The 25750-nt window shown below is 39.5% G+C and carries 22 protein-coding genes and 1 other RNA gene; 16 read left to right on the top strand and 7 right to left on the bottom strand.

Annotation, left to right across the window (positions count from 1 at the left end):
* The first annotated feature begins 55 nt into the window (after positions 1 to 55).
* From EWU21_RS09730 to EWU21_RS09700, 7 genes are all read left to right on the top strand, one after another.
* Positions 56 to 1312: a DUF4403 family protein gene (locus tag EWU21_RS09730; RefSeq protein WP_130896768.1), complete on the top strand. Its 1257-nt coding sequence runs from the start codon at positions 56 to 58 to the stop codon at positions 1310 to 1312.
* Between the two features lie 21 nt (positions 1313 to 1333).
* Positions 1334 to 1688, top strand: an RNA gene (gene rnpB / locus EWU21_RS09725) — RNase P RNA component class A.
* 90 nt (positions 1689 to 1778) lie between these two features.
* A complete protein-coding gene (locus EWU21_RS09720; RefSeq protein ID WP_130896767.1) occupies positions 1779 to 2450 on the top strand; it encodes a 30S ribosomal protein S16 in 672 nt (223 codons plus the stop codon).
* A 64-nt stretch (positions 2451 to 2514) separates the two neighbouring features.
* Entirely contained in the window at positions 2515 to 3051 is a 537-nt protein-coding gene (rimM, locus tag EWU21_RS09715; protein ID WP_130896766.1) for a ribosome maturation factor RimM, read from the top strand.
* On the top strand, positions 3041 to 3715 hold the full coding sequence (gene trmD, locus EWU21_RS09710) for a tRNA (guanosine(37)-N1)-methyltransferase TrmD (protein ID WP_130896765.1): 675 nt from the start codon (positions 3041 to 3043) through the stop codon (positions 3713 to 3715). Before rimM ends, trmD begins: the two co-directional genes overlap by 11 nt.
* Position 3716: 1 nt before the next feature.
* Positions 3717 to 4631, top strand: a complete 915-nt coding sequence (locus EWU21_RS09705; RefSeq protein WP_130896764.1) for an EamA family transporter — start codon at positions 3717 to 3719, stop codon at positions 4629 to 4631.
* Positions 4628 to 5530, top strand: coding sequence for an alpha/beta hydrolase (locus EWU21_RS09700; protein WP_130896763.1), 903 nt, complete (start codon positions 4628 to 4630; stop codon positions 5528 to 5530). Before EWU21_RS09705 ends, EWU21_RS09700 begins: the two co-directional genes overlap by 4 nt.
* Here EWU21_RS09700 and EWU21_RS09695 read toward each other — a convergent pair.
* Complete coding sequence (locus tag EWU21_RS09695) at positions 5518 to 6915, bottom strand: APC family permease (RefSeq protein ID WP_130896762.1); 1398 nt, start codon at positions 6913 to 6915, stop codon at positions 5518 to 5520. The two genes, EWU21_RS09700 and EWU21_RS09695, sit on opposite strands and share 13 nt — an antisense overlap.
* 241 nt (positions 6916 to 7156) lie before the next feature.
* On the opposite strand from EWU21_RS09695, the gene EWU21_RS09690 reads away from it, so the two are divergent.
* From EWU21_RS09690 to EWU21_RS09655, 8 genes are all read left to right on the top strand, one after another.
* Positions 7157 to 7726, top strand: a complete 570-nt coding sequence (locus tag EWU21_RS09690) for an RNA polymerase sigma factor (RefSeq protein WP_130896761.1) — start codon at positions 7157 to 7159, stop codon at positions 7724 to 7726.
* Positions 7727 to 7996: 270 nt separating this feature from the next.
* Positions 7997 to 10984, top strand: a complete 2988-nt coding sequence (locus tag EWU21_RS09685) for a SusC/RagA family TonB-linked outer membrane protein (protein ID WP_236633216.1) — start codon at positions 7997 to 7999, stop codon at positions 10982 to 10984.
* 11 nt (positions 10985 to 10995) lie between these two features.
* A complete protein-coding gene (locus EWU21_RS09680; RefSeq protein WP_130896759.1) occupies positions 10996 to 12663 on the top strand; it encodes a RagB/SusD family nutrient uptake outer membrane protein in 1668 nt (555 codons plus the stop codon).
* A 69-nt stretch (positions 12664 to 12732) separates the two neighbouring features.
* On the top strand, positions 12733 to 13767 hold the full coding sequence (locus tag EWU21_RS09675; protein WP_130896758.1) for a DUF6807 domain-containing protein: 1035 nt from the start codon (positions 12733 to 12735) through the stop codon (positions 13765 to 13767).
* Positions 13768 to 13835: 68 nt separating this feature from the next.
* Positions 13836 to 15260: an MBL fold metallo-hydrolase RNA specificity domain-containing protein gene (locus EWU21_RS09670; protein WP_130896757.1), complete on the top strand. Its 1425-nt coding sequence runs from the start codon at positions 13836 to 13838 to the stop codon at positions 15258 to 15260.
* Positions 15261 to 15289: 29 nt separating this feature from the next.
* Positions 15290 to 16246, top strand: coding sequence for an acetyl-CoA carboxylase carboxyltransferase subunit alpha (locus tag EWU21_RS09665; protein WP_130896756.1), 957 nt, complete (start codon positions 15290 to 15292; stop codon positions 16244 to 16246).
* A gap of 1 nt (position 16247) precedes the next feature.
* Entirely contained in the window at positions 16248 to 16880 is a 633-nt protein-coding gene (locus tag EWU21_RS09660; RefSeq protein WP_130896755.1) for an HAD family hydrolase, read from the top strand.
* A complete protein-coding gene (locus EWU21_RS09655; RefSeq protein WP_130896754.1) occupies positions 16870 to 17442 on the top strand; it encodes a 1-acyl-sn-glycerol-3-phosphate acyltransferase in 573 nt (190 codons plus the stop codon). Before EWU21_RS09660 ends, EWU21_RS09655 begins: the two co-directional genes overlap by 11 nt.
* On the opposite strand, the gene lpxB is transcribed toward EWU21_RS09655, so the two are convergent.
* Together lpxB and EWU21_RS09645 are read right to left on the bottom strand one after the other, a co-directional pair.
* Complete coding sequence (gene lpxB / locus EWU21_RS09650) at positions 17418 to 18500, bottom strand: lipid-A-disaccharide synthase (protein WP_130896753.1); 1083 nt, start codon at positions 18498 to 18500, stop codon at positions 17418 to 17420. The two genes, EWU21_RS09655 and lpxB, sit on opposite strands and share 25 nt — an antisense overlap.
* 2 nt (positions 18501 to 18502) lie before the next feature.
* On the bottom strand, positions 18503 to 18922 hold the full coding sequence (locus EWU21_RS09645) for a 6-pyruvoyl trahydropterin synthase family protein (RefSeq protein WP_130896752.1): 420 nt from the start codon (positions 18920 to 18922) through the stop codon (positions 18503 to 18505).
* 115 nt (positions 18923 to 19037) lie between these two features.
* On the opposite strand from EWU21_RS09645, the gene rfaD reads away from it, so the two are divergent.
* Entirely contained in the window at positions 19038 to 19991 is a 954-nt protein-coding gene (gene rfaD / locus EWU21_RS09640; protein WP_130896751.1) for an ADP-glyceromanno-heptose 6-epimerase, read from the top strand.
* Here the strand turns inward: rfaD and EWU21_RS09635 are convergent.
* Genes EWU21_RS09635 through EWU21_RS09620 form a run of 4 tightly spaced genes read right to left on the bottom strand, consistent with a single transcriptional unit; the run spans position 19984 to position 25697 of the window.
* Positions 19984 to 20967 (bottom strand): glycosyltransferase, encoded by a 984-nt coding sequence (locus tag EWU21_RS09635; RefSeq protein WP_130896750.1) that lies wholly within the window; start codon positions 20965 to 20967, stop codon positions 19984 to 19986. The two genes, rfaD and EWU21_RS09635, sit on opposite strands and share 8 nt — an antisense overlap.
* A gap of 1 nt (position 20968) precedes the next feature.
* A complete protein-coding gene (hemL, locus tag EWU21_RS09630) occupies positions 20969 to 22252 on the bottom strand; it encodes a glutamate-1-semialdehyde 2,1-aminomutase (protein ID WP_130896749.1) in 1284 nt (427 codons plus the stop codon).
* Position 22253: 1 nt separating this feature from the next.
* Positions 22254 to 24041 (bottom strand): membrane protein insertase YidC, encoded by a 1788-nt coding sequence (yidC, locus tag EWU21_RS09625; protein WP_130896748.1) that lies wholly within the window; start codon positions 24039 to 24041, stop codon positions 22254 to 22256.
* Between the two features lie 6 nt (positions 24042 to 24047).
* On the bottom strand, positions 24048 to 25697 hold the full coding sequence (locus EWU21_RS09620; protein WP_130896747.1) for a CTP synthase: 1650 nt from the start codon (positions 25695 to 25697) through the stop codon (positions 24048 to 24050).
* Between the last annotated feature and the right edge of the window lie 53 nt (positions 25698 to 25750).

Genomic DNA, 25750 nt, shown 5'->3' with positions numbered 1-25750 from the left:
ATGTAAACATAATTAGGCCTCAGTCTTTTCGTTTAAGATTGAGGCTTCTTTTTTTATGAGAATTTATCTTTTATTTCTTCTAGTTTTTATCTCCTCTTGTGCTAAGACCATTGTTCCCGTGCAGATTGCCGAAAAGTCTGTTTACGTGGATCGCTTTCCTGCTATCAAGTCTGGATTAACTACGATTGATTTTTCCCTTTCCTATGATAGTTTATTTTCTTTAAGTCAATTGAAGCCAGGTTCTGTACTTTATCAAAATATAGCAGGTTCTTCCACGATTGATTTCCCTTTAGATGTGCGATTATTAGCACCTATTCAATTGCAAGCCATTCAAAAGGATTACATAAGTCTATCTTTGCCAGTTAGGATGGTGGCGAAACCGGAACTTGCCGGAATATCTGCTGGTACTGTTTCGGGTGATTTAGCGATGAAAGTGCAATTGAAATGGAATCTGGCGAGCATTAACTCCTTACAAGTCAAAGAAGTGGCCTATGACTACCAATGGATCCAAAAACCTTCGGTGAAAGTGATGGGCTTTCCGGTCAATGTTTCCGGAGTTGTGGATCAACTCTTGAATCAAAAGAAAGCATTGATTTTAGTTCAAATGCAAGAGCAATTAAATGCTTCGATCAAGAAAATAGCGACGAAACCTTTTGCCTTCGAATCCTTTTTTACGGATTCGCCATCCGGATACCGGATAGAACCTGCGACTAGTTCTGCTTTGGATTTGCGTGATTTGAGTTTTGAGCAAACTAGCATCAAAGGTCAATTGAGGTATATGGGTGGTTTTAAGGTGGTTTCGGGTCAAAACAATTCTTCGACCTTGTTCATTCCTGTGAAGGATTTACCGGGCGCTGGAAAGCCGATGCTTCCTTTTCAATTTCAACTATCTGGCCCTGAATTAATCGCTGCCATTAAGGAGAGCAATCCTTCTTGGAAGGGAAATGGGGCATTTGTGTTCCAAAAAGAGGGTTTAGGCTTTCAATTAGCTCAATTTAAAGGCAAATCATCTCAATTAGCTATCGATTTTGATTTTGTGATTTATCCCGATAATTCCGTGGGAATCCAGCTAAAGGAAACACGACTTCAAGGTCTTTCTTTTCTTGCTTCCTTATTTAAGGGACGCATTCAAAAGAAATTGCAGTCACAGGCGGCAGCTTTCCGTTTTCAGTCGAAGCAAATTCTTAATCGTCTTCCTAGTTCGATTACCCTGGCAAAAAATGGACGCGTTCGTTTTCAAAAGATCTATTTCGATAGCAGCTCGGTGTTATTTGAGGGGGCTTTTGAGGGGAATTGGTCTTTGGCCAAATAAAATCCTACCTTTGCATTAGAGAAAATAGACTATCCTATCGCTTTTTAAAGAGGAAAGTCCGAACAACAAAGAGCAGCGTGCTTCCTAACTGGAAGGGGGATCTTCGGATTCAACAGCAAGTGCCACAGAAAATTACCGCCTTCGGGTAAGGGTGAAAAGGTGGGGTAAGAGCCCACCGCTGTTTTGGTGACAAAACAGGCTTAGGTAAACCTCACGCGTTGCAAGATCAAATAGGCTAGCTGCCGCAAGGCAAAAGGGTGGCTCGTCCGATGCTAGTGGGTAGATTGCTACAGGTAAACAGTGATGTTTATCGAAGATAAATGATAGGACGGTGGGCAACCATTGACAGAATTCGGCTTATCGGTTTATTTTCTCTATTTCTTTGTTTGAAATGAATGCAAAAAGACTTAATTTTGCAGACTATTTATAAACCAGGGGGACGAGATCCCTCACAAACCCATATCTAATGGCTGTTAAAATCAGATTAGCGCGTCGCGGACGCAAAAAGTTAGCAATGTTCGATGTTGTAGTTGCGGATGCTCGTGCACCACGTGACGGACGTTTTGTAGAAAAAATCGGAACATACAATCCTAACACCAACCCAGCAACTGTCGTTTTAAACGAGAAACAAGCAATACAATGGGTATTGAACGGTGCTCAACCTACTGACACAGTTCGTGCAATCCTTTCTAACAAAGGAATTATGTATGCAAAACACTTACAAGTAGGTGTGAACAAAGGTGCGATCACGCAAGAACAAGCAGACGCGAAGTTCGAGGCTTGGAAAGCAGAGAAAGAAGTATCTATTCAAACGAAAGCGACTACTTTACAACAGTCTAAAGCGAAGTCTAAGGCGGCTCGTTTAGAAGCTGAGGCTAAAGTATCTAGCGCTCGTGCTGAAAATATTGCTGCAAAAAACAAAGTAGCTGAAGAAGCTTTAGTAGCTAGCGTAGTAGAAGCTATCAACGAAGCGGAAGAAGAAGCTACAGGTGTAGAAGTGGACGAAGTAGTAGCTGAGGCTCCTGCAGCAGTTGAAGAAGCACCAGTAGTGGAAGAAGTAGTAGCTGAAGAAGCTCCTGCAGTAGAAGAAGCTCCAGCAGCTGAAGAAGCAGCAGAAGAGGCTCCAGCAGCTGAATAATTTTTGATTTCATGTAGAATCATACAAATTTGTTCTCAAGTTTGTATGATTTTTTTTTGTACCTATGGCAAAGACTGAATATTTCGAATTAGGAACCCTTTCTAAACCGCATGGTTTAAAAGGCGCCTTTCACCTTTATTTAGATGTAGATGATCCGTATGAGTACGAGGATCTAGATGCTATTTTCTTACAACAAGGAAACGAGATGGTCCCCTATTTTGTGGAGGATATTCAGATTCGAGATAATTTGAATTTGATCACCTTGGAGGGGATTAACTCGTTAGACGCTACGAAGGATTTAGTAGGCTTAAAGGTATTTTTACCTCTTTCTGCTTTGCCTAAATTAAAAGATGATCAGTTTTATTACCATGAGGTAATTGGTTATCAGGTAGTAGATAAAAACTTAGGAGACTTAGGTACCGTGAAGGAGATTTATAGTACCGGTGCACAGGATGTAGTGGTGATGATTTACCAAAGCCACGAAGTACTCATTCCCTTAATCGATGCCATTATCCCGAAAGTGGATAAAAAGAACCAAATCGTTCACAGTATATTGCCGGATGGTTTATTAGAAGTTTATACTCAAGAAGATGCGGATTGATATCATTTCTGTAGTTCCTGCTTTAATGAATAGCTTTTTTGAGCATTCTATCTGCGCGCGCGCTGCAAAGGCGGGGCTTGTTGAAGTGGTATTTCATGATTTGCATGATTTTTCTGAGAAGAAGCACAAACAAGTGGATGATTATCCGTTTGGAGGTGGGGCAGGCATGGTGATGGCCGTGGAGCCTTTGTCAAAATGCATAGAATTCTTAAAGTCTGAACGCGAATATAATGAGATCATCTATTTTAGTCCGGATGGTATCGTTTTAAAACAAGGCTTAGTGAATCAATTAAGCTTAGGTGAAAACCTATTATTTATTTGTGGTCACTATAAAGGAATCGACGAACGCATACGGGAGAAGTATGTAACGAAGGAGATTTCGATAGGAGATTATGTGTTGTCTGGTGGGGAATTAGCAGCCGCTGTGACGGCTGATGCGATCATTCGTTTGATTCCAGGCGCGATAGGGGATGAGAGTTCAGCATTGACGGATTCGTTCCAAGATGGTTTATTAGCGCCTCCTGTGTATACTCGTCCCGCTAGTTTTGATGGGATGGACGTACCTGAGGTATTATTATCAGGTCACGAAAAGAAAATTGAAGAGTGGCGTCATGAGCAGGCCGTTTTGCGTACGCAGACTAGAAGACCTGATTTATTAGATTAAGATGAATAAAAAGGAATCCATATCGCTGGTGACGATGTTAGCGCTTGGAGGCCTATACCTTATTTGGGGGAGCACCTTTCTGAGTGTTCGAATCCTATTGGAATTTTTACCCCCTTTAGTTATCTCTTTTTCCCGAAATTTAGTTGCTGGTTTGCTCTTTTTAGTGTGGTCTTTCCTAGGCGGACATTGGAAGAAATTGCCTATTAAGCACTGGGGAGTACATCTTTTAGCCGGTGTATTATTAATTACGTTAGGTAATGGTTTTATGGCCCTAGCTGGGCAAACGATCCCCTCAGGATTATCCTCTGTTTTTATGGCAGTTGGACCACTTTTATTGATTATTTTCTTTTGGATTTCAGGTCGAAAACCCACTAATCGTAAGCTGTTAGGAACCTTGATTGGCTTTGTGGGAATTATCTTATTAGCCTCTCAAAAAAACTTAGCGATTCCGGGAAAGGAAATAGACTTTTACCGGGGTATGGGTTTTCTGTTAATTGCAGTAGTTGCCTGGAATTTAGGTGTATTTTATATCCAGTTTATGAAGGCGAATACGTATCACTTTACGCAGGTTTGCGGGATTCAGATGACAACCGGTGGACTTATACTGCTTGGTATAGCTTTATTTCGGGGTGACGCACAATCCGTTGTTATTTCTGAATTGCCATTGAAAGCTATATATGTATTTATCTATTTAGCGCTTATTGGTTCGATGGTTGGTTTTGGATTATTTGGTTATTTGTCCAAAGCCCTAGATGCCACATTGGTTTCCACTTACACGTATGTGAATCCGATTATTGCGTTGTTTTTGGGTAATATTATTCTAGGTGAGTCTTTAAGTAGTATATTGTTGTTCGCAAGTAGTTTGATATTATCCGCTGTCTTGTTAATTACGACGGAAAAGACCTCAACCAAATGAAAAAATTAGTCCTCTTTCTTCTTTTTGCCTCACCGATTATGGCACAAGATTTCCTCCCTCTGTATCCTGCTGGTATTCCCAATTCAAAACCCGTAGTGAATAAGCAAAAAGCCTCTAAAGGCGCAGATGGTATTGAGCGCATTTCAGAGGTGACTATACCTACCTATCGATTCTTTCCAGCGCCAGGTTTCACTAAACCGACGAGTTGCGTGGTGATTTGTCCTGGCGGAGGATACCGCATTTTAGCTTCCTCTCATGAAGGATATGACATTGCCGCTAAATTCAATGAAATCGGTGTTTCTGCGCTAGTGTTGTATTATCGTTTACCTTCTGATTCCGCACAAGTAGAGAAAAAGTATGCACCGTTGCAAGATGCACAATCTGCGATCGCATTAGTTCGTGCAAATGCTGCAAAATGGAATGTGGATCCTGCCAAAGTAGGTATCATGGGTTTCTCAGCCGGAGGGCACTTAGCCGCGACTGCATCTACCCACTTTAGTAAAGATTATACGGGTTTACTTGCTGGTGCTAACCTTAGACCGGATTTTTCGATCTTATTATATCCTGTAATCTCTGTCCGTTCTTTTGGACATGGTGGATCTTCCCAAAATCTCTTAGGAAAGAATCCTAGCGAAGCGGATTTAGCTCTTTTCTCAAACGAAGAACAAGTAACTGTACAAACGCCTAAAGCTTTTATAGTGCATGCGGCGGATGATAATGCAGTCCCTTTGAAAAACTCACTACTTTATGCAGAGAAATTAACGGCGAATAAAGTACCTGTTGATTTGCACGTTTACGCAAAAGGTGGTCACGGTTTTGGACTAAACAATAAAACCACAAGTGGGGACTTGTGGTTCGATCGTTTAAATACCTGGATGAAAGCAAATCAATTGCTCTGAGTTTTCTTCATCACAAAATAGAAGGGAATGCCTAAAAGTACGATTCCTAAACCAATGGAAGAGGAGAGTGTTTTTACCCATAATAGGTTTCCTGCGATTCCTACCAATAACACTAAATAGCCACTAAATAGCACCTTTTGTAAAAGGGGTAATTCATTTTGCATGATTCTTGTTTTGAAAACGGACGCTACCGTTAAGAAGTAGAAGATTAAGATCGCAAATACCGTAAAGTCTAAAAGCGCCCCATAAGATCCAGAGAAACACAATAGGATGGCCCAAATTCCTTGGATGCCTAATGAGTAGACTGGCACATCCTTGTCATTCGTTTCAGCTGCTTTCTTAAAAAATAAACGGTCATTCGCCATCGCTTGGAATAAACGTCCCCCAGCTAAAATGATCCCGTTGTTACATCCAAAAGTAGAGATCATAATAAATACCGCCATCACTAAGGCGCCGATCCCGCCTAATACGGTCTCTAATGCGGCCGCTCCTAAGCGATCCTGCGTCGCAAACATAATTCCACGCGCATAACTATTGATGCCATCTAGTTCTCCTTGTAATGGTAAAATGCTTAGGTAAGCCATGTTTGTTAATAAATACAATAGGCACACCAGTGCCGAACCATACACTAATCCTTTAGCAATCGTTTTTTTAGGATCTTCAAAATCAGCACTTGCAAATGTTACGTTATTCCATGCGGACGAAGAGAACAAGGGCCCAATCATGGCCACTCCGAATAGAGAGGCTAATTCCCAACCCCCAATGGAATGTATTGTGTTATTCGTTGTGTCAACAGTGAATGGCTCAGCAAAGAATCCTTCAAAGTGAACCCAATCATTTTGTACGCCCACATATAAACCAATAATGATGAGGATGATGATGGCACCAATTTTGGTAATCGTAAAGATGTTTTGAACTAAAGAGGCAAATTGAACTCCTCTACTATTGATATAAGTAAGTAGTGCAATGAGCGTTGCCGCTAAAATTTGTTGTGTTGTAATATAATCTCCTACTAATGGCGTATCGTTCAAAAGACCAGGAAAAATAAATCCGGCATAGCGAGCAAAAGCAACAGCCACTGCAGCAATAGTACCCGTTTGTATCACTAAGAAGGTGGTCCAGCCGAAAAGAAAGCCAATTAATGAATTATAGGATTCCTTTAAATAGATGTACTGCCCTCCGGTTTTAGGGAAAACGGAGCTTAATTTTCCATAGGCATAAGCTCCAGTAATGGTTAAAAAAGCAGTCAAAAGCCACGTTCCAATCCAATAAATAGGGGAGCCTACTGATCTCGCTACTTCTGAACTAACTAAGAAGATACCTGACCCTATCATCGATCCCATCACTAACATGGAGGCATCTAAGGTATTTAATTTTTTATTCATAGAGGTGTTTATTGATTTAATGCAATTCCTGATTTTAATCAGAAATTCAAAGAAACGATTAAAATCTCTGATTTGACAGATGTCTTTTGAACTTTTTTTAATTGTAAACGTTTCCGTAAACGTTTACGGAAAAAAATTAAATATTTTCTTTGATTTTTTATACAATTATCGTCTATATTCCCTGAGTAGTATATAACAAATGATAATGTTTATCGCTATTGTACAATTTTAGATCATTTTTATGAAGAAGTCCATTAATGAAGTAGAGGTTTGGGATCAGTTTAGGGCCGGAGATCAAAATGCCTTTGCCGTATTGTATTCGCACTTTGTTCAACCTTTATATACCTATTGTATGGGGATTACGAGTGATAAGGACCTTATAAAGGATTGCCTACACGATTTATTCGTAGAGATTTGGAAAAATCATGCCAGTTTAGGTCCTACCACAAGCGTCAAATTTTATTTAATGGCATCTATAAAGCGTAAAATTGTTCGCCAATTAGAGACGCAATTGAAAAATCAAACGCATCATGAGGCCTATAAATACCAATTTATGGAAGATATGCCCTCTGCGGAAAGACAATTAGTCATGATTGAAGAGGAACGAATGTCACATACCTCTATGTATCAGAGTCTAAATAGATTAAGTAAGCGCCAAAGAGAGGCCATTACCTTGAAGTATTTTGAGAATATGGACACAGATCAAATTTCGGAAAGAATGAATATTAACCCTCAATCTGTTTACAATTTAATCTTTGGTGCTCTACGTGTAATGAAAGATCAAATGAGCGTACGGGCTTATGCTTGTTAATATTGAATAATTGTAAGATTAATTTGAGTAAATCGTATAGTTTCTTTGCTTTTCGGGGTATGTAATCTTAATAAGATTGAAATGTTATCGAAAAGAATGAGCTGGATCAAGAGATTAAAAATAGTAAATAAGTACCCAATTAAACCCTTAAAACTATCTCACCAAGAATGCAAAGCCTTGTGGGAAAGGATACAAATGACTTTGCAAACAACTTAATTTAATTAACCTATGAGAAAAAAATTACTTTCCAAGGTGCTCCTTAGCGGTATAATGCTGTTATTGAGTATTCAAATTTTTGCCCAAGATCGGACGGTCTCAGGTAAAGTAACATCATCTGATGATGGTTCTGGTATTCCAGGAGCAAGTGTTGCGGTTAAGGGTACTTCTAAAGGGACCTCTACAGACATGGATGGAAATTACAAGATAACAGTAGGTAACTCCGCTGTTTTAGTTTTTTCAGCTGTGGGAACAAACACACAAGAAGTTTCAGTAGGCTCTAAAACACAAATCAATGTGGCATTAAGTGCTGATACGAAATCATTACAAGAAGTAGTGGTAGTAGGTTATGGTACGCAAAAGAAAAGCCAATTAACGGGAGCTATTTCATCCGTTACTGCTAAACAAATTACCGAGATGCCTATCACGAACTTAGGTCAAGCGATGCAAGGTCGCGTGGCGGGGGTAGACGTAGCGCAATCGGGTTCAAAGCCTGGTACGGTTCCACGTGTTTTAATTCGTGGTCGTCGTTCATTCAATGCGGGTAACGATCCTTTATATGTAGTGGATGGTATTCCTCTTTCAGGTGGTTATGAAGATATGAACCCGAATGATGTAGCATCAATGGAAATCTTGAAAGATGCAACAGCTACAGCTATCTATGGTGCGCGTGGTGCCAATGGAGTTGTCTTGATTACGACAAAACGTGGTTCTAAGGATGGTAAAACGGTTATTTCTTATGACTCCTATGTGGGGGTTACTCAATCCTTAGATAAAATCAAATTATTTACGGGTGCTGAATATGCTGAAATGAAGCGTGAGTCTCGTCGTACGATTGGTACATACAAAGATGCAAATGGGAACCTTGTTCCTACTGGTGTTGTGGATGCTTTTGCTGATTCTAAGTTATTTACAGCTGTAGAATTAGATGGTATTGCTAAAGGCCGTTCACTTGATTACCAAGATATGATGGTTAGAAAAGGTGTTCAGCAAAACCATGCTATTGGTGTTCAAGGTGGTAATGATAAAACGCAATTCTCTATTAATGCGGGTTATTTCCAAGATAAGGGTATCATTCAGGGATTAGATTTTACGCGTTATTCTTTCCGTGCTAGCGTGGATCACCAAGTGAACAAGCGTTTGAAAGTAGGAGCGTCATCATATTTAATGTATGCTGAAACGAATGGTGCAAATATTAATCCATATGGTTTCTTAATGTCTCAAAATCCATTAGCGAAAGCGTATGATGATAGCGGTAACTTGATCTTCCAACAAACAGATGATGCCTTATTAACTAACCCTTTGAATGAAATTGTTCCAGGTGCTGTTGTTGATGAGACGAAGAAATACCGAATGTTCAATAGTATTTACGCTGAATTAGAATTAGCGAAAGGCTTGAAATACCGTGTAAATTTTGGCCCAGACTTTACTATTTCTCGTAATGGTCGTTTCTATGGTGCTTTAACAAATAATATTAAAGGTGGTAACCCTACGGCTACGACAGATAATCGTTTTGGATTTAACTATACGATTGAAAATATCTTAACGTATAACAAGCAATTCAAGGATCACAACTTAGGAGTAACTTTATTACAATCTATGCAACGTGATAATTTTGAGCAGTATACGCAAAGTGTGTTAGGTGTTCCAGTAGAAACGCAGCAATTCTACAACGTAGGTAATGCTTCTTCTATTCAAGGAGTAGGTTCTAACCTAATTCAATGGACGATTGCTTCTTATATGGCTCGTATTAACTACGATTACAAAGGCAAGTATTTATTGACAGTGACTGCTCGTCGTGATGGTTCATCTCGTTTTGGTGAAAACTCTAAGTGGGGTAACTTCCCAGGGGTGGCTCTAGGTTGGAATGTTCATCAAGAGAACTTTATGAAGGATTTGACTTGGTTAGATGAATTAAAGGTTCGTGCTTCTTATGCGCAAGTAGGTAACCAAGGTCTTTCTCCGTACCAAACGGTAGGTTTAGAAGGTCGTACTTCTTATGCTTGGAACAACACGGCTGCCTATGGATACCGTCCTAATACCATTGGTAATGCGGATTTGAAGTGGGAAACTTCAACTTCTCAAAACATTGGTGTTGATTTTTCTGTATGGAGAGGTCGTGTATCTGGTTCTGCTGAATACTACCAGACGAATACAACTGATTTATTATTATCTGATCAATTGCCTACTTCAACAGGTTTCGCAGCCGTTACGCGTAACGTAGGAGAGACAATGAACCGGGGTATTGAACTTTCATTAACGACGAATAACATCGATGCGGCTAATGGATTTAAATGGAGCACCGATTTCGTATTTTATAAAAATACGGAGGAAATTGTTTCCCTATACAATGGAGCAAAAGATGACGTAGGTAACCGTTGGTTTATTGGTAAGCCTTTGAACTCTTATTTTGATTACGAATATGCTGGTATCTGGCAAACGGCTGAAGCTGATAAAGCGAAAGCAATGGGCTTTACAGTAGGTCAAATTAAAGTTAAAGACACAAATAACGATGGTAAGATTGCAGCAGATGATCGTGTTCTATTAGGTTCTGATGTTCCTAATTGGACAGGTGGTATTACAAACCGTTTCTCTTATAAAGGATTCGACTTGTCATTCTTCATCTTTACACGTCAAGGACAAATGATTGTTTCCAGATTCCACCAAAACTCTAACTACCTACAAGGTCGTTACAACCAAATTAAAGTGGATTACTGGACACCTAATAACCCTGGTGCAAGATACCCTCGTCCGAACTTTAACCAAGAGTTCCCAGCGTACAATACAGCGATTATGTACTATGATGGTTCTTTCATCAAAGTTCGTAATATCAACGTAGGTTATAGTTTCCCAGCTAAAACAGCTCAGAAATTAGGTCTTTCTTCTCTACGTTTGTTCGCAAGTATTCAACAACCGTTTATTTTCTCGAACTACCGTTCGAAGGAGAATGGGGTGGATCCAGAAACATCAAATGGTAACGTCGATAACAATGTAACTCCGGCTACTTCTGTTTCTACGTTTGGTTTAAATATTAAATTTTAATCCCTGAAATAATGAAAAGTTTATATATCAAAAATTCATTAAAAATAGTAGGTTTTGCTTCAGCGATTATGTTGGGTACAGCCTCATGTAGTGACTTGCTGAAAGAAACAGTAGTTTCTTCTATCAGTAACGATTACATCGCTACGACTCCAGGATTCGTAGCTGCTACGAATGCTGCCTATACTCCACTCCGTTCATTTTATGCAACAGAGCGAGGATTAACCATGTCAGAGTATGGTACGGATATTTATAGTGCTGGTGCCGATGGATCATATAAGGGATTTCACTTTTATGATTCGCAATTAACTTCTTCTGTTGATATCTTAGCTCAATTGTGGGATGAGACGTACAAAGGAATTAATACCATCAATGCGGTTATTGATCGAGCTCCCGCTGTTACAGGTGTTACTGATGCAGTAAAAGCAACTCGTGTAGCAGAAATGAAGTATTTGCGCGCTCACTATTATTTTATCCTAGTGCAGCAGTTCGGCCCTTTGGATCTTCGTTTAAAGGAGACGACGGGTCCTACAAAGGCAGCTACAAGAGCAACAGAGCAAGCAGTTTACAAGCAAATAGAGGCTGATTTATTAGCGGCTATTCCAGCTTTACCGGCAGTAAAGGCGGCTGGAGATTTTGGTCGCGCGACTAAGCCAGCGGCTGAGAATTTGTTAGCTAAAGTGTATTTAACACGTGCTTCTTCTAAATTTGCAGAGGCGACTGATTATGCAAATGCAGCTACTTTGTGTAATGGAGTAATTGCTAATTATGGGTTTAAATTATTACCTGATTTTGCTTCTGTATTCGATCAAGCTAACCAAGTGAATGATGAAGTCATTTTCTCTGTACAGTATACGTCTGATCCATTAACGAATGGTTTTGTTGACAATCAAGGAAATAAGCTTCACTTATACTTTGGTATGCAATATGATGTTCAACCTGGAATGCAGCGTGACGTAGTGAATGGTCGTCCATTCAAGCGTTTGAAGCCTACGCCTTATCTATTGAATACAGTTTTTGCTGAACGAGTAAATGATACGCGTTACAATAAAACGTTCAAGGATACGTGGTTATCGAATAAACCTGGTACCTATAATACCACGTTTGACGGATCTAAGGCTACAGTAACATACAAAGCGGGTGATACGACAATCTTCATTCCTGGGTATGAGATGTCTTTAGCAGAACGTGCTGCAAAGAAATACCAAGTATTAGTTCCAAGTTTATACAACTTTGCTTTGTTCCCAACCCTGAAGAAATTCTTCGATCCACTTCGTCCTGATATGACGTATGAAAATGGTTCTCGTGACTATTTTGTACATCGTTTAGCAGATACGTATTTGATGTTAGCGGAAGCTCAATTCAAATTAGGTAAGCAGGCGGAAGCAGTAGCTGCCATCAATATGGTACGTGTTCGTGCTGCAGCTGCTGGTAAGGCAGATGCGATGAAAGTTACTTCAGTAGACATGAACTTAATCATGGAAGAGCGTGCTCGTGAGCTAGCTGGAGAGCAAACTCGCTGGATGGACTTAAAGCGTTGGAACAACTTAGTGGAGCGTGTTAAACTTTATAACACAGATGGAGCCGTAGGGGTTTCTGACAGACACTACGTTCGTCCAATTCCACAAAAGCAAGTTGATTTATCTGAAAACGGAGGTTTCCCTCAAAATTCAGGATACTAAGATTAATTTGATTTCTTAATTTAGATTCCGAAGGTCGTTTGGCCTTCGGAATTTTATTTAATAAGCACTATGAAAAAGTTATTCACTTTGTTTTTAGGTCTTTTAGGCTTCACATCTATAGCCCAAAATCTTCCAGTTACTTTTAAAAATGGTCAATCATCTGTCGATGTTTTGATTGGAGGAAAACCCTTTACTTCCTATTTTTTTCCTGGTCAGGATATTTTAAAGAAGGCTGTTTTGTTCCCTTTGATCTCTGCTCAAGGAACAACAATTACGCGTGGATATCCGATGGCTCCACGAGCTGGAGAACGGGTAGATCATCCGCATCATGTCGGAATGTGGTTGAATTATGAAGATGTGAATGGTTTTGACTATTGGAACAATTCGACTAATATCATTGCTTCTTTACAGAATCATAAGATGGGAACCATTGTTCATTCTTCTATTGTAAAGCAAGATACTAAGTCAGGAACCTTAGTAGTATCAGCAGATTGGATAGACAATGATGGTAAAGGCCAAAAGGTTTTGCAGGAAAAGACAACCTATGTTTTTTCGGGTACGGCTGATTCAAGAACAGTAGATCGTATTACCACATTAACCGCTGTTGCAGACCAAGTTTTATTTAAAGATGTGAAAGATGGCATGTTTGCCATTCGCGTGGCACGTCAGTTAGAAATTCCTTCCAATAAACCGGATGTATTTACCGATGCGCACGGTATAGAGACCAAAGTACCTGTGATGGATAATACGGGTGTGAATGGTGACTATTGGAGCTCTGAGGGTGTAAAAGGGGAGGCCGTTTGGAGTACGCGTGCTAAATGGATGAATTTGCATGGTGAAATGGATAATCATTCCATTTCAGTTACCATTTTTGATCATCCCTCAAATGTTTCTTACCCAAGTTATTGGCATTCTCGTGGTTATGGCTTATTTGCCGTTAATCCATTGGGTGCAAAGGTATTCAGTAATGGGAAGGATGAGCGTAATTTAACCTTGAAAAAAGGTGAATCAGTTACGTTTAGATACCGCACGTTAATTTCTGATCGCTTAAATACGAAGGAGGAATTAGATAAAATTCAATCGGATTTCGCTAATAGCAAGTAATTTTTAAGAAAATACTCTTATTTTTGTAAGGTAAAGGGGGCTCTTGTAGCCCCTATTTTCTTTATTCTATGCAATTATCCTTTTTAGGAGCCGCTAGACAGGTAACAGGAAGTATGTTCCTGCTACAACTGGAAGATGGCTATCAAATATTAATCGATTGTGGAACGGACATGGAGCGTAAAATCGACTTCGATGAGCCGGTGGAGCAAAAGTCTTTTTTCCCTTTCGATGCTTCACTCATTAATTTAGTGATTCTTACTCACGCCCACATTGATCACTCTGGAAATATTCCGATGCTTTATCGGGAAGGATATGAGGGGCAAATTCTTTGTACACCTCCCACTGCAGATTTAGCAGAATTATTATTAATGGATTCCGCGAGTCTTCATTTAAGGCGTTTACGCGCCGCGCAAGGGGATAGTCGTAAGAAACACAAACAAATGGATCGCTTACTTCGAAAAGGAGATCTCTATCTTCAAAAAGATGTAGAGAATGCGATGGACAATTTTGTCACCTTACAATTCAATCGCAAGTTCGTCGTTTTTCCTGGTCTAGAAATTACGTTTGTTCCTGCAGGTCACTTACTAGGAGCAGCGCACGTATTGATTTCTGTAACAGAAAAAGGTGAAACTAAAACGATTGGATTTAGCGGTGATATCGGTCGAGCTAATTATCCGTTGCACATCGATCCACAGCCTTTCCCTGAAGTGGATTATTTAGTATGTGAAACGACCTATGGTAATCGAATTCACGAGGATAAGGATAGTCCGATGGATGCTTTGGGAAAAGTTATTAAAGAAACCTGTATCGATCGTCCAGGTCGTTTGGTTATTCCTGCTTTCTCGGTAGGTAGAACACAAGCTGTATTGTATACGCTTAATAAGCTAATTGAAGAACGCAATTTCCCAGCTGTTCGAGTTTTTACAGATAGCCCAATGGGCCGTAGTTCTACGAAGATTTATAGTAAATATCTTTCTTATTTAAATCCTGAGGCGCGTGAGTTCCACAAGGAGAATGATGAGTTATTTGATGTAGAAAATTTGATTTTCCTTCAAACAGAAAAAGAAAGTAGAGCAGTACGTAATTACCGCGAGCCTTGCATTATTATCTCCTCATCAGGAATGATTTCTGGTGGACGCGTGGAACAACATATTGCAGATAATATTTCTAATACCTACGCTACCATTTTATTGATTGGTTACACGGCGGAAGGTACCTTAGGTAGACAGCTTTTGGCAGGTACAGACGTGATCGTAGTGAAGGATCGCGAATATAAAGTCAATGCTCAGATTCGTAAAATTGATGTGTTTTCAGGTCATGCGGATCAGACGGGTCTTTTAGATTTTGTGAAGCAACAGAAGCCGTCTAAACTTAAAAAGGTTTTTCTCTCACATGGCGAGGAAGAAAGTATGCTTGAATTCGCGTCTATCTTAAATGGATTAGGATTTAATGACGTTATTTTGCCTCAAAAGGAAGACACTTTCGAGCTTTAATTTTATTTTTGTATTAAAATTTACGCCTTATGAAAACATTATTGGAATTTGAAAAGCCGATTGCAGAGCTTGAAGATAAACTGATTGAGATGCGCAAGCTTGCTTTAGAAAATAATGTCGATGTGACAGCTGCTGTGGCATCATTGACTGAAAAGATTTTAGAATTGAAAAAGGATACCTTCTCTAATTTAACCCGCTGGCAGCGAGTACAATTATCCCGTCATCCGGATCGTCCTTATACATTTGACTATATTGAGCATTTATGTGAGGAATTTATCGAAATTCATGGAGATAGAAATGTGGGAGATGATAAAGCGATGGTAGGTGGATTTGGAACGATTGATGGGGAGATGTCTGTCATGTTTATCGGTCAGCAAAAAGGGCGTAATACGAAGGAACGTCAATACCGTAATTTTGGAATGCCTAATCCAGAAGGATACAGAAAAGCGCTTCGTTTGATGAAGATGGCTGAGAAATTTAACAAGCCTATTGTTTGCTTAATTGATACGCCGGGTGCTTTTCCTGGTTTAGAGGCTGAAGAGAGAGGTCAAGGCGAAGCGATTGCACGCAATATTCGGGATATGTTTATGTTGAAAGTACCTGTTATTTGTGTCATTATTGGCGAAGGAGCTTCTGGTGGTGCTTTAGGAATTGCTGTGGGTGATCGCGTCTTAATGATGGAAAATACTTGGTATTCTGTTATTTCCCCTGAGTCTTGTTCTTCTATTTTGTGGAGAAGCTGGAATTACAAAGAACAAGCGGCTGAAGCCTTGAAATTAACGGCTAACGATATGTTAGCAAACAAATTAATTGATGGTATCATTCCTGAGCCTTTAGGTGGGGCACATCTTCATCCGGAAGAAGCTGCTGCTACTTTGAAAGAAGTGCTTAAGAAGGAATTAGCTATTTTATCTGCCATTGACCCTGCTACGCGTATTTCACAGCGTATTGATAAGTTTGGAGCGATGGGAGAAGTGATTGAATAAGATGGCTGCTCCTAAAGCGATCATTTTTGATTTAGGTAATGTCTTATTACCCATCGATTTGTCCTTGACTTACGAGGCATTTTCGGCGTATTCTTCTTTTAGTTCATCAGAAATAGCGTCTGCCATAGCCGATCATCAGTTATGGGTTCCCTATGAGTCTGGGAAGCAATCTGATCAGGAATTCAGGAATTTTTTAAGAGAAAGCCTTCAGTTACGTATTTCTGATGAGGAGTTTGATGAAGCTTTTTCTGCATTGTTATTAGATTTCCATGCCGGTGTATATGAATGGATTGCGTCTTTGCGTTCACAATTCCACCTGATTTTACTGAGTAATACGAGTGCTATTCATGCAGCACGATTTACTAAAATTTCCTTAGGACCCGAAGGCCAAAACTTGTTCAGTCTATTTCACCATGTTTATTATTCTTTTGAAATGGGTGTAGTGAAACCAGATGTCACCATTTATCAACAGGTTTTGGACGAACAAGGATTTTCTCCTGAAGAGGTATTGTTTTTTGATGATAATGTCGCTAATATTAAAGCTGCCAAATCAATGGGGATAGATTCCTTTTTAATTGATCCTAGCCGTACCTACAGTCAAATTCAAGAAATTTTAGATACCTATGTTAGTTAGTAGTCCCATTTTTGATTTATTATTCAAGTTAGCTGGTTGGAAATTAGTGGGGGAGGTACCGCGTGATCTAAAGAAAGCTTTGGTCATTGTTTGCCCTCATGCTACATGGAAGGATTTTCCCATAGGGTTAGGTGCTCGCTCTCTTCTTAAAATTCCTATTTTATTCTGGGGGAAGAAGGAGCTTTTTGAAGGACCTTTTGGAGGGATATTTTCGTGGTTAGGCGGTTATCCAGTAAATCGGGGAACGAAATCTAACTTAGTCGATGCGATAGTAGATATTTATAATTCCAAGGATTCCTTTTATGCCGTATTAGCGCCGGAAGGAACGCGTAAAGATGTTCAAGAATTAAAAACGGGGTTTTATTATATCGCAGATGGCGCTAAAGTTCCTTTAATCATGATTGGTTTTGACTTTGTGAATAAGGAAATTAAAATAAGAGAGCCGTATTATACGACGGGTGATTTCCAAAAAGACAAATTGGATATCGCGCGTTATTATCAATCGATTCCGGGTGTTCAAAAATCGTGGATTAAGAATTATTTAGCTGAAGCTGCTGAATAGATTAATTCCGCTGTTTTTTTAGAGGCACCTGCGTTTCCTACTAAGAATTGGAGTTTTTTATAATCTTCCTTTTGTTGTGAGTAAGTGGCCCCTTTAGTTAACAAGTCTCTCATCCAGGCTGTCATGTGGTCTACAGAGAATTTGGCTTGAATTAATTCAGGAACCGCTAGTTTATCTAATATGATGTTGACTAGAGAGATGTACTTGATCTGAATCACGATTTTTGCCAAAGAATAAAATACCCAATCCGTCTTATACACCACAATCTGTGGTGTATTTAATAGTGCTGTTTCTAATGTAGCGGTCCCCGAAGTGACAATTGCCAGTTCGGCTTGTTGTACCACATCATAGGTTTGATCAAATAGAACTGGGATTTTTGTTTGGTATAACTCTTTCCAATCTGAAATTCCTGCGATAACAAACGACAAATCAGGGTTAGCTTTCGCTAATTGTTCGAATAGGGGTAAGGCTGTCTTGATTTCTTGTTTTCTGCTTCCTGCTAATAAGGCAATGTATTTTTGACCTTTTAGGCTGAACAGCTCGTTAGGAACAAATGCCTGGATCGCATCTTGAAGCGGGTTACCTACATAAGTAGTAGGGATTCCAGCGTCACTAAATAGCTTGAGCTCGAAAGGGAAGATGACATAGAGGTGATCTATCCATTTTTTAAGTTCTTCTACGCGACCTTTATTCCAAGCCCAAACTTTAGGCGCAATGTAGAAGTGGGTTTGAAACCCTTTTTTCTTAGCTATTTTAGCCGCCTTTAAATTGAATCCACCGTAATCAATAAAGATAATGGCATCTGGTTGAAAGGCTTCTATTTGTTCACCAAAGGTCTTGAAAAGTCCTTTTAATCGTTGAATATTCTGTATAACACCTAAAATGCCCATAATCGCAAGTTGATTATGGTGTATCAGTATTTGCGCACCTTGGTTTTCCATTGAATCCCCACCCCAGGCTTGGATCAGGGCTTCATTATCCAGTTTTTTGATTTCCTGAATTAGATTTGATCCGTGTAGATCCCCTGATTTTTCTCCTGCTAGGATGAAGTATTTCATACTTATTCTCCGAAGTATTCGACCGAATTTTTATTCGTTTCGATTAAGTGAATTTTATGTAGAGTGGCTGAAGTAGATGTCTCCTTTATTTTAGGCGCTAGAATCTTCCAAAATTCCATCACAAGAATCTCACAACTCGCTAATTTACCTAGCATGAAATCCACATCTAAATTTAGATTTTTATGGTCGACCTTATCGATAATTTCAGCTTTAATTAAATCTCCTAATTGCTTGAGATCATATACAAATCCGGTGTCAGGATCAGGTATGCCTTTGACTGTTACGATCAATTCAAAATTGTGACCATGCCAGTTGTTATTAGCACAAGGGCCAAATACTTCGAAATTCTTTTCTTCTGTCCAGGCTGGATTGAATAAGCGATGCGCTGCGTTAAAATGTTCCTTACGGATGACGTGTACCATTGTTTTCAGTTTTGATGGAGGGACCCTGGGAAAACAATAGCAGAGTTCCAATTATTGTACAAAGTTAATAAACCTTCCGGGAATCTGTGTAAATTTGTATTTAAATACTACCCATATGATCATTGTTACTGGCGCCGCAGGCTTTATTGGAAGTTGTTTAATTCAGAAGTTAAATGAATTAAAGTTTCGTTACATTATTGCGGTGGATGATTTTTCGAATGCGGATAAGAATCGAAATTTAGAGGGAAAGTCTATCATGGAGCGGGTTGATCGCAAGGATCTATTTTCTTGGTTAGAGAAAAATAACCGAGAAGTGGAATTCTTATTTCACATTGGGGCCAGGACTGATACCACAGAGTTTGATACCAAAATTTTTGATGAACTCAATTTAGATTATTCTAAGAAGGTTTGGAATGCCTGCGTGGCTTACCAAATTCCCTTAGTCTATGCTAGTTCAGCGGCCACCTATGGTTTAGGCGAATTAGGCTATGACGATAACGAATCGGTAATTCCTGCCTTGAAACCCTTGAATCCCTATGGAGATTCAAAGAATGACTTCGATATCTGGGCTTTACAGCAAGAGAAGAAGCCATTCTTCTTTGCTGGTTTGAAGTTTTTTAACGTCTATGGACCTAATGAATACCACAAAGGGCGGATGGCGTCGGTTATTTGGCATGCCTATCGTCAAATTCAAGCAAACGGGGCACTTAAATTATTCAAATCTCACCGGGATGATTTTAAAGATGGGGAACAGATGCGGGATTTCATTTATGTGAAAGATTTAATCGACGTGTGTGTTTTCTTAATGGAACATCGTAAGAATTCAGGAATCTATAATTTAGGTACAGGGAAAGCTAGATCATTTAATGATTTGGGGAAAGCTACTTTCGCAGCTTTGGGATTAGTACCAAGCATCCATTACATCGATACTCCTGCTGATATACGAGACAAATACCAGTATTTCACAGAAGCCAATATGGCTAAATTGCGTGCTATAGGTTTTACGAAAGAATTCACGAGCCTAGAAGAAGGGGTGAAGGATTATGTCCAAAACTACTTAGCTAAGTAGCTCTATTATTAAGTATTTTTTTCAAGCCTTCTTCGGCGAATCCTTTGCCGTAGGCAAATAGTTGAATATTCGCGGCAAAGATGGAAAGTATAGCGATTTTGATACTTCTCGTGCTAATTAAGGCGGCTATAAAGATCAAAAGACCATACGTAATTATTCCCGATAATAAGATCAATCCATATACGGGAATAGCTAAAAGCGCAATTCCGGTTAGTACGTAATAACTAAAGAATAAGAATGGGAAGAAATGTACCGCTTTTAGCTCTTTTGGAAAGAATCGACTAATGTTGATTCGCGCTCGTCCGAAGAAATGCAATTGTTTATAGAATTGCCTAAAGTCCGTTCTGCGTTTATGGTAGATGAAGGCTTTAGAGATTAGGCCTGATTTAAATCCGAGTGAAATGCACCGAATACTGAATTCAATGTCTTCGCCCATTCGGGTGATTTTAAATCCTCCTGTCGCTTCATATACTTTTCGGGAAATACCCATATTGAAACTGCGGGGATGGAATTGGCCTCCGATGTTTTTTTCTTTTCCTCGAATACCTCCAGTGGTAAAGAAAGAGGTCATGGAATAGCTGATGGCTTTTTGGATGGGAGTGAAGCTAGGATGATCCTGATCTGGTCCTCCAAATAAGTCTAATCCTTCTGCTTTCACCGCTTTGTCTACTTCCGTTAAATAGCTGGGCTCTAAAAGTGCGTCTGAATCGAGAATGATGAAGTAATCTCCTTTGGCACGCTCAAATGCATAATTTCTCGCAAAACCTTGTCCTCCATTTTCTTTGACATAATAAGCTAAGGAGAATGCCTCTTTATATTTTTCAATAACGGCGGAAGCATCTTCTGTTGATCCATCTTCAATAACGACCACTTCAAAATCTTTGAATTCCTGTGATTGAATACAGCCTAATAGCTCATCCAACTCTTGTGGACGGTTATAAACAGGAATAATCAGGCTGTAGGCTGGCGCTTTCATCTTATAAGGAACGAAGTGTTTCTTTGCTAGCTGAAATGATTTGATCGTATTCAGAATCCCCTAAGGCAGCTGATAAGAACCACGATTCGTATTGAGAGGGAGGTAAATAGATACCTTTGTCCAGCATACCTTTAAAATACTTACCAAATAGGGCCGTATCTGATGTTTTAGCATCACTAAAATTGTTTACGGCTTTGTCAGTAAAAAACAAAGTAAACATGGAGCCGATTTGGTTAATGGTATAATTAAGACCTAATGTCTTCAAATCTGCACTTAAAGCTTCTTTTAAGGCTGAACCCCGCTGCTCTAGAGCGGCATATACTCCCGGATTTTCGGTTATTAGGTTTAGCATGGCTAAACCTGCCGTCGTTGCTAATGGATTTCCTGAAAGCGTTCCCGCTTGGTAAACAGGACCAGCAGGAGCTATCATATCCATGATCTCAGCTTTGCCGCCATAGGCACCTACCGGAAGTCCTCCACCGATAATTTTTCCTAAGGTGGTTAAATCAGGTTGAATTCCAGCCAGTCCTTGGTATCCGGCTGCTGATAGACGGAATCCCGTCATCACTTCGTCGAATATAAGTAAGGCCCCGTATTGTTGGCACATTTTCTGAACAGCTTCTAAATAACCTTCTTGGGGTATAACTAATCCCATATTACCCACAACAGGCTCAACGATGATTGCGGCTACTTCAGTTGGATTAGCTTTGAAAAGGTTCTCTAAGCTTTCTAAATCGTTATATACAGCCGTTAAGGTATCTCTAGCGGTTGAAACGGTCACTCCTGGACTATCTGGGGTTCCTAAGGTGGCAACGCCAGAACCAGCCGCAATTAGGAAAGAATCCCCATGACCATGGTAACAGCCTTCCATTTTAATGATCTTATCCCGTTTTGTGTAAGCTCTAGCTAAGCGAATGGCCGCCATCGTTGCTTCCGTTCCAGAATTCACTAAACGAACCTTTTCAACGGAAGGAATCATGGAGATGATTTTCTCTGCGATCAATACCTCGTTATAGGTAGGAGCACCAAAAGAAAATCCATTACTTAAGGCTCCACGAACAGCCTCTTCAATTCCCGGATGTGCTTGTCCGAAGAGCATAGGTCCCCAAGAACCAATTAGATCAATATAGGAATTACCATCAACATCATGTAAATAAGCTCCTTTAGCTGATTTGATAAACACAGGATTTCCTCCTACTGATTTGAAGGCACGAACAGGAGAGTTAACTCCACCTGGAATTAATTCTTTGGCTTTCTCAAAATAGGCTGCGCTTAGGGTAGTCATCTTATTTCTTCTTCGGATTTTTAGCGGTAGTTTTTTGTTGCTCTTCCATAGTCTTCAATTGTGTTTGAAGGTATTGAGAGAACTTAGATTTCTTAGGACCTCCTCCAGCGGCGATTTTCTTGCGATTTTCGTCTAATAAAGCTTTGATCTTATCTTCGTTCACAAATTTACGGATCGCTAGTTGTTGACCGATCGTTACTAAGTTCGATACGAAATAGTAGAAACTTAGCCCAGCAGGGAAGGAGTTCATTACGAACATGAAGATAACTGGCGTAACATAGGCCATCATTTTCATGTTGATCGGTTGACCCGGTTGATCTGGTGTAATTTGGTTGTTATAATAACCGTAAGCTAGCTGTGAAACTGTCATTAACAAACAGAATAAACTAACATGTGAACCATAGAACGGAATGTTGAATGGTAGATTTAAGAATGAATCATACGTAGATAAATCGTTGGCCCATAAGAATGATTCTTGGCGTAGGTTAATCAAATTAGGGAATAACATGAATACCGCCATTAAAACAGGCATCGTCGCTAATACGGGAATACATCCGCTTAATGGATTCACACCCACCTCGCCGTATAATTTCATGGTTTCTTGCTGAACGCGCGCTGCATCATCCCCGATCTTTTCTTTAATCGCCGCGATTTCAGGAGCTAAAATACGCGTCTTAGCCATAGAGACGTAAGATTTATACGTTAAGGGCAATAATGCGGTCTTGATGATTAAGACTAAAACAACAATTAACAAACCGTAATTCGAAAACAAACTTTCTAGGAATCCGAATAATGGAACGAAAATGTATTTCGTAATCGGCAATAAGAAATCATAACTTAGTTTGACGTTCTTACCAAAATTAGGTGCCTCAACCTTATTAACAATCGAATAGTCATTAGGTCCAAAGTAGAAAGTGAAGTTTGATTTTCCAGCTCCTAAATCTTGTGCTGAAGCAATAATCTGCGCATCTAAGGTTTTAATATTGACAGAATCTGTCAAATTAGGCGTTGCTGTTAAAGCTGCAGACTTGAAATTGAACCCCTGTGGAATTAATCCCGTTAAAAAATACTTCTTTTTAAAACTAATCCACTTAGTGCTTTGATCTAAATTCTCATTCGTTACGGAGCTAGGGTTTTCTGATAGGTAATCAAATTCCTCATCTTCGGTCAATAAATAATTAATAGTAGCTTTACGCTCTTCGGTAATATCTTTCTCTGATTGATGAACTTGCTCTTTCCAATGAATGAAATAGTCGCCGCCCGTTAAGGTCACTGATTTAGCATCTAATTGGTAGTCTACCAGGAAACCTGATTCAGGTAAAGTATAGCTAGATGAAATGATTTGCCCATTAGCTAAAGCCCCAGAGAAAGTTACTTTATTACCTGTTTGAACCCCTTTGAAGTCGAGATTTGCCACTTTAACCTTTCCTGCAGCAGTGGGTAATTCAATGCTAAATTCATCTGATGCAGTGTTGTACAAATACAAGCCGTCTGATTTTCCGACATTAAAGTTAGCATAGGTTTTGTAGTTCTTTAATTGAACAGTTACTAGCTTAGCACCTTTAGAAGATACCTTAACGATGATATCCTTGTTCTCTAAGGTAAAGATTTGTTCTTGCTTAATGCTAGAATCAATCGGTACTATTTTGGCAGTATCCTTAGGGATAATGGTTTTTTGAGTTACCACTTTTGCTTTTACCGCAGGAACCTCTTTAGGGGCAAAGAAATATTGGTAGCCTAACAGCATACCCATAATTAATACAATACCCGTGATGGAATTTCTATCCATGATTACTTATTTTGAATTTTTGATGAATGGAACAGCGTGTTGATGCGCTGCCTTAACAAATTGTACAAATAGGGGAGACGGACTTTCAACCGTCGATTTATATTCTGGGTGAAATTGAACACCTACAAAGAAAGGATGATTTTCAATTTCTACAATCTCCACTAAATTGGAATCAGGATTAATACCTGAAGTAATTAATCCTGCTTTATGGAATTGGTCTAAGTAATCGTTGTTGAATTCATAGCGATGTCTGTGACGTTCCTGAATGGAAGTTTTTCCGTAAATTTTGTAGGCCAAAGTTCCTTTTTCAATCTTACAAGGATAGGAGCCTAAACGCATGGTTCCCCCTTTTTCAGAAATGTCTTTTTGTTCTAGCATTAAATTAATAACGGGATCAGGACTTTCCGGGTTCATTTCAAATGAATGCGCCTCTGTTAGGCCCATAACATTTCTAGCAAACTCAATGACTGCACATTGCATACCTAAACAAATTCCAAGGAATGGAATTTTGTTCTCACGGGCATATTTCACTGCGTTAATTTTTCCTTGAATACCTCTTTCACCAAAACCTGGTGCCACTAAAATGCCATCTAATCCCGCCAAAGTTTCAGATAAATCTTCCGAGTCCATCGTTTCTGAAGACAACCATTGAAGGTTTACTTTAATGTCATTAGCGGCTCCAGCGTGAATAAAGGCCTCCGCAATGGATTTATAAGAATCTTTTAATTCTACATACTTTCCAATTAAACCAATGTTGATTTCAAACTTGGGATTTTGAAGTTTAGAAAGGAAGGATGTCCAATTCTTTAAATTCGATTCTTTATCGTTATAGATATCTAGTTTGTATAAAACACGGCTATCTAAACGCTCTTCTTTCATTAATAAAGGAACCTCATAGATCGTAGACGCGTCACGCGCTTCGATTACGTCGGCTTCCGATACGTTACAGAATAAACCAATTTTCTTCTTCATTTCCTGAGGAAGTGGGTGTTCTGTACGGCAAACTAAGATATCTGGTTGAATACCTGACTCAGATAATTGTTTAACGCTATGTTGGGTAGGCTTAGTTTTTAATTCACCGGCAGACGCTAAATAAGGAATTAGGGTCAAGTGAATAAATAAAGTGTTCTTCTCTCCTAAATCCCATTTTAATTGACGCGCAGCCTCGATGAAAGGCAAGGATTCGATATCACCTACACAACCACCAATCTCTGTAATGACGATATCAAATTTACCTGATTCGCCTAAGAGCATTATATTGCGTTTGATTTCATCAGTAATGTGAGGTACCACCTGTACGGTTTTGCCTAGATAATCGCCACGACGTTCTTTGGTAATGACATTATGGTATATACGACCAGTGGTGATGTTATTTGCCTGACTAGTAGGCGTGTTTAAAAAACGCTCGTAATGGCCTAGGTCAAGATCTGTTTCTGCCCCATCATTTGTTACATAGCATTCGCCATGTTCGTATGGATTCAGTGTGCCTGGATCGATGTTGATATAAGGGTCAAACTTTTGGATTGTACAGGTTAGACCTCGCGCTTGAAGTAGCTTCGCTAAAGACGAGGCAATGATGCCTTTTCCTAACGAGCTTGTTACACCACCCGTAACAAAAATGAACTTGGATTTCTTGGGATTCCCTTTACCAGACATTGAAAGAATTGTTGAATTGGTTACGGGAAACAAAGATAGGTAAATAAAAGCAT

This window comes from Aquirufa antheringensis (genome assembly GCF_004307425.1).
GTDB classification, from domain to species: Bacteria; Bacteroidota; Bacteroidia; order Cytophagales; family Spirosomataceae; genus Aquirufa; species Aquirufa antheringensis.
The sequence above is the reverse complement of the archived record's forward strand: the minus strand, read 5'-3'. Positions and strand labels throughout refer to the sequence as shown.

Excerpts from the sequence above, each read along its gene's own strand:
- EWU21_RS09730 (WP_130896768.1), top strand. The coding sequence starts at position 56 with ATGAGAATTTATCTTTTATTTCTTCTAGTTTTTATCTCCTCTTGTGCT.
- EWU21_RS09720 (WP_130896767.1), top strand. The coding sequence starts at position 1,779 with ATGGCTGTTAAAATCAGATTAGCGCGTCGCGGACGCAAAAAGTTAGCA.
- rimM (WP_130896766.1), top strand. The coding sequence starts at position 2,515 with ATGGCAAAGACTGAATATTTCGAATTAGGAACCCTTTCTAAACCGCAT.
- trmD (WP_130896765.1), top strand. The coding sequence starts at position 3,041 with ATGCGGATTGATATCATTTCTGTAGTTCCTGCTTTAATGAATAGCTTT.
- EWU21_RS09705 (WP_130896764.1), top strand. The coding sequence starts at position 3,717 with ATGAATAAAAAGGAATCCATATCGCTGGTGACGATGTTAGCGCTTGGA.
- EWU21_RS09700 (WP_130896763.1), top strand. The coding sequence starts at position 4,628 with ATGAAAAAATTAGTCCTCTTTCTTCTTTTTGCCTCACCGATTATGGCA.
- EWU21_RS09695 (WP_130896762.1), bottom strand. The coding sequence starts at position 6,915 with ATGAATAAAAAATTAAATACCTTAGATGCCTCCATGTTAGTGATGGGA.
- EWU21_RS09690 (WP_130896761.1), top strand. The coding sequence starts at position 7,157 with ATGAAGAAGTCCATTAATGAAGTAGAGGTTTGGGATCAGTTTAGGGCC.
- EWU21_RS09685 (WP_236633216.1), top strand. The coding sequence starts at position 7,997 with ATGCTGTTATTGAGTATTCAAATTTTTGCCCAAGATCGGACGGTCTCA.
- EWU21_RS09680 (WP_130896759.1), top strand. The coding sequence starts at position 10,996 with ATGAAAAGTTTATATATCAAAAATTCATTAAAAATAGTAGGTTTTGCT.
- EWU21_RS09675 (WP_130896758.1), top strand. The coding sequence starts at position 12,733 with ATGAAAAAGTTATTCACTTTGTTTTTAGGTCTTTTAGGCTTCACATCT.
- EWU21_RS09670 (WP_130896757.1), top strand. The coding sequence starts at position 13,836 with ATGCAATTATCCTTTTTAGGAGCCGCTAGACAGGTAACAGGAAGTATG.
- EWU21_RS09665 (WP_130896756.1), top strand. The coding sequence starts at position 15,290 with ATGAAAACATTATTGGAATTTGAAAAGCCGATTGCAGAGCTTGAAGAT.
- EWU21_RS09660 (WP_130896755.1), top strand. The coding sequence starts at position 16,248 with ATGGCTGCTCCTAAAGCGATCATTTTTGATTTAGGTAATGTCTTATTA.
- EWU21_RS09655 (WP_130896754.1), top strand. The coding sequence starts at position 16,870 with ATGTTAGTTAGTAGTCCCATTTTTGATTTATTATTCAAGTTAGCTGGT.
- lpxB (WP_130896753.1), bottom strand. The coding sequence starts at position 18,500 with ATGAAATACTTCATCCTAGCAGGAGAAAAATCAGGGGATCTACACGGA.
- EWU21_RS09645 (WP_130896752.1), bottom strand. The coding sequence starts at position 18,922 with ATGGTACACGTCATCCGTAAGGAACATTTTAACGCAGCGCATCGCTTA.
- rfaD (WP_130896751.1), top strand. The coding sequence starts at position 19,038 with ATGATCATTGTTACTGGCGCCGCAGGCTTTATTGGAAGTTGTTTAATT.
- EWU21_RS09635 (WP_130896750.1), bottom strand. The coding sequence starts at position 20,967 with ATGAAAGCGCCAGCCTACAGCCTGATTATTCCTGTTTATAACCGTCCA.
- hemL (WP_130896749.1), bottom strand. The coding sequence starts at position 22,252 with ATGACTACCCTAAGCGCAGCCTATTTTGAGAAAGCCAAAGAATTAATT.
- yidC (WP_130896748.1), bottom strand. The coding sequence starts at position 24,041 with ATGGATAGAAATTCCATCACGGGTATTGTATTAATTATGGGTATGCTG.
- EWU21_RS09620 (WP_130896747.1), bottom strand. The coding sequence starts at position 25,697 with ATGTCTGGTAAAGGGAATCCCAAGAAATCCAAGTTCATTTTTGTTACG.